The sequence below is a fragment of the Thiolapillus sp. genome (assembly GCF_048562965.1).
Taxonomy (GTDB): Bacteria; Pseudomonadota; Gammaproteobacteria; order Chromatiales; family Chromatiaceae; genus Thiolapillus; species Thiolapillus brandeum_A.
This window is the reverse complement of record NZ_JBHNMF010001224.1, coordinates 1-773: the sequence shown is the minus strand read 5'-3', so window position 1 is coordinate 773 and position 773 is coordinate 1. Positions and strand designations below refer to the sequence as shown.

Annotated in this window: 2 protein-coding genes and 1 pseudogene; 2 read left to right on the top strand and 1 reads right to left on the bottom strand. The window is 55.5% G+C overall.

Annotated elements, in window-relative coordinates:
• Positions 1 to 114 (bottom strand): recombinase family protein (locus tag ACOCD2_RS23465; protein WP_293675304.1); only part of this gene is annotated, 114 nt, incomplete at its 3' end.
• A gap of 47 nt (positions 115 to 161) precedes the next feature.
• On the opposite strand from ACOCD2_RS23465, the gene ACOCD2_RS23460 reads away from it, so the two are divergent.
• Entirely contained in the window at positions 162 to 305 is a 144-nt protein-coding gene (locus ACOCD2_RS23460) for a hypothetical protein (protein ID WP_293650789.1), read from the top strand.
• Between the two features lie 12 nt (positions 306 to 317).
• A pseudogene (locus ACOCD2_RS23455) lies at positions 318 to 671 on the top strand (ATP-binding protein); the annotation flags it as partial.
• Between the last annotated feature and the right edge of the window lie 102 nt (positions 672 to 773).

The following is a 773-nucleotide window of genomic DNA, read 5'->3' as shown; positions in this document are numbered from 1 at the left end:
CTTGCCGGAAAACTTCTCCTGAAAAATCTCTTCGCAACCAGCCTTCTTCAGTGCATCCAGCTGGAGATCGGGGTTCTGATCCTGGGTCGAAACTCTCGCGTAGCCGATCCGCATAATAAACCCTGCTAAAATATGCCGGCCCCGGAGCCAGGATTGCACTCATGGATCTGCTGCGCCCGCACAGTAAACAGCAGGCCCAGGCATTGCTGAACACCTATGCCGGCAATGAACCGGAAATCAAGCGTGTCTTCGGCCTCGTGATAGATTTTGACACGAGATTGCCCATTGATGAAGTGGCTGCTTAAAAGTTGGCGGTTATCGCAGCTACCCGGTCACTACCCCTGGTAGGCGGTACCGGCACGAGGAAAAACCACCTGGCCACGGCCCTGGGCATTGCGGTGATCCATCGTGGCCAGCGGGTTCGCTTCTTCAATGTCGTGGATCTGGTGATCCTCGATGAACCGGGGTATCTGCCGTTCCCGGAGTCTGGCGGTGCTTTGCTGTTACACCTGGTCAGCCAGCTCTATGAACGCACCAGTCTGATCATCACCACCAATCTATCCTTCTCCGAATGGGTGCAGGTCTTTACCAATGCCAAGATGACGACCGCCATGCTCGGCCGCATCACCCACCACTGCGACATCATCGAAACCGGCCAAGCGTGTCTTCGACCTCGTGATAGATTTTGGGACATCCCAGTCCCCAAAATCGACTCGGCCTTTGACAACCTATTGGTGCCCCAGCCGTCCTGGTCACCAAGCACTACGCAACAA